This window comes from Archangium sp. (assembly GCF_057119385.1).
Genome location: NZ_DBNGVP010000088.1, coordinates 1 through 8156, shown reverse-complemented (window position 1 = coordinate 8156; position 8156 = coordinate 1). Strand labels below are relative to the sequence as shown.

The following is an 8156-nucleotide window of genomic DNA, read 5'->3' as shown; positions in this document are numbered from 1 at the left end:
GTCTCCTCGGACCCCGGCCGACTGTCCGGCGTTCCAGGGAGCATACACGGGGGCCGGAGACCCCCACGAACGACAACGGGCAGGCCCCCTGTCCGGAGACCTGCCCGCCATCGACTTCAAGAGTGGCTCAGGGCCGCGTCAAGCGCGGACCTCGGGAGCCGGCTCCGCCTGGGGCGGCACCGACTTCTCACCCTCGGTGACCCCCTTCTTGAAAGGGGAGGTCTCCAGCGCGGCCTCCAGGACCTCGTCCATGCGGGTGGCGAAGATGAACTCGATGTCGTTCCTCGCCTGATCCGGCACGTCCTGCAGATCCTTGCGGCAGCGCTCCGGGAGGATGACGCGCTTGATGCCGGCGCGGTGAGCCGCGAGCACCTTCTCCTTGATGCCGCCCACCGGCAGCACCAGGCCACGCAGCGTGGCCTCGCCCGTCATCGCCGTGTCGCCGCGCACCCGGATGCCCGTGAGCAGGCTGGTGAGCGCGGTGAGGATCGTCACGCCGGCCGAGGGACCATCCTTGGGGATGGAGCCCGCGGGGAAGTGCAGGTGCAGGTCCGTCTTCTCGAGGAAGTTCGGGTTGATGCCCAGCACCTCCGCCTTGCTGCGCAGGTAGCTCAGCGCGGCCGTGGCGCTCTCCTTCATCACGTCGCCCAGCTGGCCGGTGAGCGTCATGCCGCCCTTGCCCGCCATCTTGGTGGCCTCGATGAAGAGCAGGTCTCCACCGGCCGCCGTCCAGGCCAGACCCGTGGACACGCCCGGCACCTCGGTGCGCTCGGCGACCTCGGAGTAGAACATCTCGGGCCCCAGGATCTCCTTCACCCGGTTTCCATCGATGTTCTGCTTGTCCATCTTCCCGCCGGCCACCTCCACCGCCACGGCGCGGCAGATGTCCGCGATGCGCCGCTCGAGGTTACGCACACCGGCCTCCCGCGTGTACGCGGTCGTCAGCGTGAGCAGGGCCTCATCGGTGATGGAGATGTGGTCCGAGTTGAGCCCGTGCTCCTTGAGCTGCTTGGGCACCAGGTGGATGCGCGCGATGCTCTGCTTCTCCTCGAACGTGTAGCCGGACAGCTCGATGATCTCCATGCGGTCACGGAGCGGGCCAGGGATCGGATCCAGCTGGTTCGCCGTGGCGATGAAGAGCACCTTGGACAGGTCGAACGCCACGTCCAGGTAGTGGTCGCTGAACGTGTTGTTCTGCTCCGGGTCCAGCACCTCGAGAAGGGCCGCGCTCGGGTCGCCGCGGAAGTCCGCGCCGAGCTTGTCGATCTCATCGAGCATCATCACCGGGTTCTTGGTCCCGGCCTTCTTCATGCTCTGGATGAACCGGCCCGGCAGCGCGCCGACGTAGGTACGCCGGTGGCCACGGATCTCCGCCTCGTCACGCACGCCGCCGAGCGACAGGCGCACGAACTTGCGGCCCACCGCCTTGGCGATGCTCTGACCCAGCGACGTCTTACCGACACCCGGCGGCCCCACCAGGCAGAGGATGGGCCCACGCATGTCGTTCTTGAGCTTGCGCACCGCGAGGTACTCCAAGATGCGCTTCTTCACCTTCTTGATGCCGTAGTGGTCCTTGTCCAGCGTCTGCCGGGCGTTCTCGATGTCGAGGTTGTCCTCGCTGAGCTTGGCCCAGGGCAGGTCGGCGATCCAATCCAGGTAGGTACGCGCGACGGTGTACTCGCTGGAGGCCGCCGGAATCGTCTTCAGGCGGTTGAGCTCCTTGTTGGCCACCTTCTCCACCTCGGGCGGCAGGCCGGCCTTCTTCAGGCGCTCCTGCAGCTCGTCGAGCTCCTCCTCCTCCTCGCCCATCTCGCCGAGCTCTTCCTTGATCGCCTTGAGCTGCTGGCGCAGGTAGTACTCGCGCTGGGTCTTCGACATCTCGCCCTTCACGGCGGAGTCGATCTTGTTGGAGAGCTTGAGGATCTCGCGCTTGCGGTTGAGCAGCTCGAGCACGAGCTTCATCCGGGCCTTGAGGTCCACCGTCTCGAGGACGGCCTGCTTCTCCTCGATGGGCACGTCCACGTTGGCGGCGATGAGGTCCGCCAGGTGGCCGGGGTGGGTGATGGACTCGACCAGCTCGGTGGCCGCGGCGGGCAGCTCGGGCATCAGCTCGATGACCTCGCGCGCCAGCTTCTTGAGGTTGATGCCCAGGGCCTCCACCTCGACGTTCTCGGCCGAGGTGCGATCCTCCACGGCCTCCACGCGGGCCTTGAGGTAGGGGGCCTCCTGGACCAGGTCCATGACGCGGAAGCGCGCCAGACCCTGGACGACGAGCGAGTAGTTGTCCTCGCCCATCTTGAGGAGCTTCACGATGCGGGCCACGGTGCCCATCGTGTAGAGGTCGGACGCGCCCGGGTCCTCCTCCTCGGCGCGGCGCTGGGTGACGACGCCGATCACCTGGTCGTCACGCACCGCGTCCTTGATGAGGGCGATCGTCTTCTGCCGCCCCACCGCGAGCGGCAGCACGCCGCCCGGAAAGAACACCGAATTGCGCAGGGGGAGGATCGGCAGGACCTGGGGAATGTCCTCCTTGTTGATCATCCCTGGAGGCGCCATCGCAGCCGGCATGGCCGCAGCGCCGGAACCCTTCTTCTTGTCGTCGGACATGTAGTCGATGCCTCGGTTTCCAGCCCGGCCGGACAGCTTCCGAGCCGGTAGAACAGCTGGGTTGTCGATCTTCTGTGAGAGTTGACTCAACGTAGCAACCAAAACGCACATGGCAAACGTGGCCTGCGTTTTTCGTGTAGGTCGTCGGATCCCGGACGGTTGCTCGCACATCCCCCCGGATGTGGGGCATGTTCGGGGACCCCCCTTTGTCCATGGCCCGGGCGCGCGCTACACCCGGCCGCGTTCCCAGGAGATCCCCCCATGATGCAGTCCATCCGAACGAGCGCGCTGTTGGCCACCGCCCTGTGGGGTGTGGCGTGTACGTCCCCCGTGGAGGAGCCCGGCTCCACGTTGCCGGGCCGGTGCCAGGCGGACGCCCCGCTGATCTCGGCCCAGAAGACGGATCTGCTCTTCGTCATCGACAACTCGGGATCGATGGACGAGGAGCAGAAGGCCATTGCCTCCGAGCTGCCCGCGTTCCTGGCGGAGCTCCAGCGGGGGAGCGGCGTGGAGCAGGACTTCCGCGTGGGCGTCATCACGACGTCGGTCTACCTGCACGCGTTCTATGATAACCGCGAGCAGTTGGCGGATTTTCCCGATCAGGCGGGGCGGCTGAGGCCGGTCCCTGACGAGCGGGAGCAGCCCACGGCCGAGCGCTACCTGGACGAGGGGGATCCGGACCTCCTGGCGAAGTTCAGCCGCCTGGTGAAGGTGGGGACGAGGGGCAGCGGGCAGGAGACGCCCTTCGAGGCGGTGCGGTTGGCGGTGACGCCGCCCCTGTCGACGATGCCGGTGGGCGAGGGAGGTAACGGAGGCTTCCTGCGGGACGGGGCGCGGCTGCTGGTGGTGGTGGTGTCGGACGAGGAGGACTGCAGCTCGACGGAGCGGCCGCCGCCGGTGATTCTGACGGAGGAAACGACGCGGGATCTGTGCAGCGAGCAGTCGGATCGGCTGACGCCGGTGCGGGAGTACGCGCGGATCTTCCGGAACCTGGAGGATGGGCTGGGGTCCACGCGCGAGGTGCTGTGGGCGACGATTGGCCCGGTGGGGCTGACGGACAAGGCGGTGGGGACGGTGTTGGATCGGACGCCGACGGGGACGTTCGTGCGCAACGTGGATTGCCCGACGTCGTACGGGCCGGGATTCCGGCAGCGGGAGATGGCGGCGCAGTTCGATACAGGGCTGAAGAACCTGGACTCCATCTGCCGGGCGGACTTCCGGGAGACGCTGGTGTCGATCGCGACGTTGGCGAGGACGTCGCAGAGCATCGAGGTGGTGAACCTGCCGGACGCGAGGCTGGCGCAGGTGAGGGTGACGAGGGAGGACGGGACGGTGCAGACGTGCAGCGTGGCGGGGGGAGACCTGACGTACGAGCCATCTGCGGGGGGGAGGGCGGCGCGGCTGTACTTCCAGTCCTCGTGCCCGAGGAAGCCGACGGATCAGAAGCTGGAAGTCAAACTGCTCTGCGCGAACTGAGCCCCTCCAACTGAGCCGCTCCACCAGAGCCCCACCACCAGAGCCCCACCACCAGAGCCTCTCCACCCAGAGAAACCACCCCTCTCCCCTCGGGAGAGGGACGGGGTGAGGGTACCTGGACCGCGAGTTGAGCCCGTGTAAACCCCCTCTCCCTCTGGGAGAGGGTTGGGGTGAGGGTCTGTCGCCTCGCCTGCGCACCCACCCCGAAAACCGTGAAAAAGAACGCGCCTGGCTGATCACCAGGCGACATTTCCTGGCGCATGTCAGCCCGGACGGCATACTGAACCCAATTTCAGGTCCAGTGTGGGACGGGGGACGTGATGAGTGCGACGGCCGAGAAGGTATCGGTGACGGTGGAGGCGTTGAGGGAGCAGATCCGCCGGTTGCAGGCGGCGCCGAGGAAGTACCTGGCGGCGCTGAGGACGGGGGTGGAGGCCTTTGACGAGCTGCTGCCGGGGGGAGGGCTGCCGTTGGGGCAGGTGGTGGAGCTGTGGGGTGAGGCGGCGTCGGGGAGGACGAGCCTGGCGTTGAGGGCGGTGGCGTCGGCGCACCGGGAAGGGCGGCTGTGCGCGTACGTGGACGGCTCTGGAGAGCTCTACCCGCCGGCGGCGGTGGCGGCGGGGGTGGATCCTGCCCGGCTGCTGATCGTGCGGCCGAAGACGGCGGAGCAGCTGGCGTGGTCGGCGGTGCAGCTGGTGAGGAGTGGGGCATTCGCGTGCGTGGTGTTGGACCTGACGCGAGGCCCGAAGGGAGCGGGCGGAGTGCGCCTGTCCCCGGCGGAGGGAAAGCGGCTGATGGACGCGGCGGTGAGGGGAGGGAGCCTGCTGCTGCTGCTGACGGCGCCGGAGGCCCCGGGGGACGGGATGATGAGGCTGCGGACGGAGGCGCGAGACGGCGAGGGCCTGTCGGTGGAGGTGGTGCGAAGCCGGCAGGGAGGAATCGGCTCGAGGACGGTGGTGCCGTGGAAGGCGCTCTATCCGGAGCTGGAGGGAGTGGAGGCGCCGTGGGGAGCGGAGCTGCCGCCCGCGGAGGACGTGACGGTGCCGGAGCTCCCGAGGGAGCGGCCCCCGTCGGAGGGACACCGGGGAATCCTGTGGCAGCGCCCGGGCCGTGACACGCCGATGCCGTCGTTGCGCGCGAGCCTGGACGCGGGCACGGCGCTGCACTGAGGCGAGGGGAGGGGAACGGAGATGCGGCTGGGGTATCTGCACTTTTCGCGCTTCCCGGTGCAGCGCAAGGTGATCGAGCTGCCGGAGCTCACGGGCAGGCCGTTCGTGCTGGTGGAGGAGGTGCGAGGCCAGCAGCGGGTGGCGTGCGCGTCCACGAGTGCGCTGAAGGCGGGGGTGAAGCAAGGGATGACGCTGACGGCGGCGACGGCGCTGGAGCCGGAGCTGAGACATTTCCCGTACCGGCCGGAGGAGGAGCGGCGGGCGCTGGTGGGCATTGGCGAGATGCTGATGGGACTGGCGCCGGGCTTCCAGCTATCGGAGCCGGACGGGCTGTGGTTCGACGCGAGCGCGGCGCACCTGGCGAAGGGGGAGGAGGGGCTGTGCGCGAAGGTGCTGGCGCAGTGCTCGGAGCTGGGGTGGAGGGGGAGGGTGGTGGTGGCTTCGGAGAAGTTCACCGCGAGGGCGCTGGCGAGGCACGGGGCGCCGCGGATGAGCGTGGTGCCGGAAGGAGAGAGCGCGCGGGCGCTGGCGCCGCTGCCCCTGAGTGCACTGGAGGGCCCGGAGCAGACGGCGTTCGCGGCGCTTGGGCTGACGACGCTGGGCGAGGTGGCGGGGCTGCCGGTGGGGGCGGTAACGGCGCGAGGCGGCGCGGCGGGGATGAGGGCGCACGCGCGCTGCCGGGGAGGAGATGAGACCCCGTTCATCGCGGAGGTGCTGGAGGAGGTGTTGGAGGAGCAGCTGACGCTGGAGTGGCCGGCCGAGTCGCTGGAGCCGCTGCAGTTCGCGCTGAAGACGGTGCTGGACCGGCTGTGCGGGCGGCTGGGAGGCCGGAAGCGGGCGGCGGTGCGGATGAACCTGACGTTGAAGCTGGACCCGTCGGGACAGGCGGTGGTGCCGCTGACGCTGGCGAGGCCGACGGCTCAGGCGAAGATGCTGCTGGAACTGACGCGGCACCGGCTGTCGGACGTGCGGCTCGAGGGACCGGTGGCGGGGCTGATCCTCCGGGTGGAGGAGGATTGCGAGGACCGGGGCCAGCAACTGGCACTGGGGGACGCGCCCGAGGGAGACGCGGCACTGGAGGTGGTGCTCTCGCGGCTGGCGACGGCGCTGGGCGAGGACGCGCTCTTCATGGCGGCGCTGGAGGACACGCACCGGCCCGAGGATGCGTACGAGACGAAGACCTTCCGGCCACCGCCCATGAGGCGCGGACTGGAGGGGGAGTTGCTGCAGCCCGTGGAGGCGGCGGAGCCGGTGCCCGAGTTCATGCGGGAGCGGCCCTCGCGGATGCTGGGGACGCCGGCCACGATCGACGTGGAGATGACGGCCTCGGGCGAGCTGCTGGCGGCGAGGCTGGGAGGGCGGCGGCGCCGGGTGATGGCGCTGGTGGGCCCGGAGCGGCTGAGCGGGGATTGGTGGGACGCGAGGCCGTACAGCCGGGACTACTACCGGGTGCACTTCGAGGGACTGGGCCCGGCGTGGGTATTCCGGGACGCGCGAGACGGCCGCTTCTACCTCCAGGGCCTGTTCGATTGACCCTGTGTATGCCCCCTCTCCCTCTGGGAGAGGGCTGGGGTGAGGGTGTATGGCTTCAATCTGGCCCCAGGTGTGTCCGCGTGATCATTCACGCCTGAGAATGACTCCCTCATCGCTGATGGCGTAGCTCGCACCGGCATCGACAGGGCTTGGCTCGAGGCCGCAGCGTTCATCTTCTTTGGGCGTGAAGTGAACGAACGTGACTCGTTCGCCGCGCTTGATCCATGCGTCGTAGTTCTCGATCTGCTGCAGGCAGTGAACCAGCGCGTCCTTGTTCTTGGGGGGTCCCCATCCTGTCGGCCGGAAATCATCCATCGCAATCTGGAGTGCTTTGAGCTGTGGCCCGGTGACGGTGGCCGCGTCTTTGCCCCATTCTGGAAACTGGATGCGCTCAGCGATTTCGTGAGGCGCAACAGATGCCTTCCGATGGATGTGAATGCACCCGGGAAGAGCAATCATCAGGATTCCCAGGCTGATTCGCTTCATCCATCCTCCTGTGGGTTGCTGGTGCGGCATCTGAGCGCTGACAGGTCGGTTCAATATGTATGACATGAGGTTTTTATTGGCCGCGGATATCGTCCGTCACCTGTTTGATGGGGGCGAATTTTCCGTCTTGAAGTTGGAAGACCGTCCGATCTTGAAAGTCATACAAATAGACCTCACAGATGTGGTTGAACATCACCCGGAAGTAGAAGCGTTGACGTCGCGCTTGTAGATCTTCCGGAGAGAACCGCGAGGCCGATGGGTGGCTATGGTAATCAGCGTAGATTTGTCCTCCCGGCGCCTCGGAGTCACTGACCTTGTTCGGGACAAAGCAGGCTTTTCTTCCACCCGGTAGTTCAAGTGGCGGACCGAGCGAGGAGGGATAGCTTGCAAAGAATCTTGTATCTCCAGGACGCTGGTAGATGGCTCCACAATACTCCTGTCCACCACGTTGGTGGCCGGCTTGGGCACCAGGCATGTCTCGGACTTTTTCACAAAGCTGCGGAGCGAGCGTCTCCAGATTGTCGGTGGGGCCGAGCATGGGGCCCATGAAGATGATGTTGCCATCCGGGTCGCGCCAGAATTTTGGCTGTCCGCCAGTAGCACACCCCAGGATGCCCCCTGAAGCGACTAGCATCGCGAGATAACGCGGCATCATTTCTTCGTACCGCCTTTCAAGCTGTGACCGTCATGATCATCCGCCCGAGTATACCATGCGGTAGGCTGGCGACGGCGTTGGGCGAGGACGCGCTCTTCCTGGCGGTGCGTATTCCGGCGATGTGGAACACTCGTTCCGGACGAAGTGGAACGCCTGTTCCGGAGCAAGCGGAACAGTCGGAGCGTCAGCGACGCTGGCCGGGGTTCACTTCGCCCCCTTCTTGGACCGGG

General features: G+C 67.3%; 6 protein-coding genes. 3 read left to right on the top strand and 3 right to left on the bottom strand.

All coding sequences use genetic code 11. From position 1 onward, the window contains the following. Positions 1–138 precede the first annotated feature (138 nt). A complete protein-coding gene (gene lon, locus AC16DP_RS20920) occupies positions 139–2607 on the bottom strand; it encodes an endopeptidase La (RefSeq protein WP_483956833.1) in 2469 nt (822 codons plus the stop codon). Positions 2608–2868: 261 nt separating this feature from the next. Between lon and AC16DP_RS20915 the strand changes: the two genes are divergently transcribed. From AC16DP_RS20915 to AC16DP_RS20905, 3 genes are all read left to right on the top strand, one after another. Further along, positions 2869–4083, top strand: coding sequence for a vWA domain-containing protein (locus AC16DP_RS20915; protein WP_329732491.1), 1215 nt, complete (start codon positions 2869–2871; stop codon positions 4081–4083). Positions 4084–4403: 320 nt separating this feature from the next. Next, the gene (locus tag AC16DP_RS20910; RefSeq protein ID WP_329732490.1) at positions 4404–5252 is read left to right on the top strand and encodes an ImuA family protein; all 849 of its coding nucleotides are present in this window, start codon (positions 4404–4406) and stop codon (positions 5250–5252) included. A 21-nt stretch (positions 5253–5273) separates the two neighbouring features. Beyond that, positions 5274–6785, top strand: coding sequence for a Y-family DNA polymerase (locus AC16DP_RS20905; RefSeq protein ID WP_329732489.1), 1512 nt, complete (start codon positions 5274–5276; stop codon positions 6783–6785). A gap of 84 nt (positions 6786–6869) precedes the next feature. Here the strand turns inward: AC16DP_RS20905 and AC16DP_RS20900 are convergent, their stop codons facing one another. Both AC16DP_RS20900 and AC16DP_RS20895 read right to left on the bottom strand, forming a co-directional pair. After that, on the bottom strand, positions 6870–7271 hold the full coding sequence (locus tag AC16DP_RS20900) for a hypothetical protein (RefSeq protein ID WP_329732488.1): 402 nt from the start codon (positions 7269–7271) through the stop codon (positions 6870–6872). A gap of 73 nt (positions 7272–7344) precedes the next feature. After that, the gene (locus AC16DP_RS20895; RefSeq protein ID WP_329732487.1) at positions 7345–7926 is read right to left on the bottom strand and encodes a hypothetical protein; all 582 of its coding nucleotides are present in this window, start codon (positions 7924–7926) and stop codon (positions 7345–7347) included. Positions 7927–8156 lie beyond the last annotated feature (230 nt).

Excerpts from the sequence above, each read along its gene's own strand:
- lon (WP_483956833.1), bottom strand. The coding sequence starts at position 2,607 with ATGTCCGACGACAAGAAGAAGGGTTCCGGCGCTGCGGCCATGCCGGCT.
- AC16DP_RS20915 (WP_329732491.1), top strand. The coding sequence starts at position 2,869 with ATGATGCAGTCCATCCGAACGAGCGCGCTGTTGGCCACCGCCCTGTGG.
- AC16DP_RS20910 (WP_329732490.1), top strand. The coding sequence starts at position 4,404 with ATGAGTGCGACGGCCGAGAAGGTATCGGTGACGGTGGAGGCGTTGAGG.
- AC16DP_RS20905 (WP_329732489.1), top strand. The coding sequence starts at position 5,274 with ATGCGGCTGGGGTATCTGCACTTTTCGCGCTTCCCGGTGCAGCGCAAG.
- AC16DP_RS20900 (WP_329732488.1), bottom strand. The coding sequence starts at position 7,271 with ATGAAGCGAATCAGCCTGGGAATCCTGATGATTGCTCTTCCCGGGTGC.
- AC16DP_RS20895 (WP_329732487.1), bottom strand. The coding sequence starts at position 7,926 with ATGATGCCGCGTTATCTCGCGATGCTAGTCGCTTCAGGGGGCATCCTG.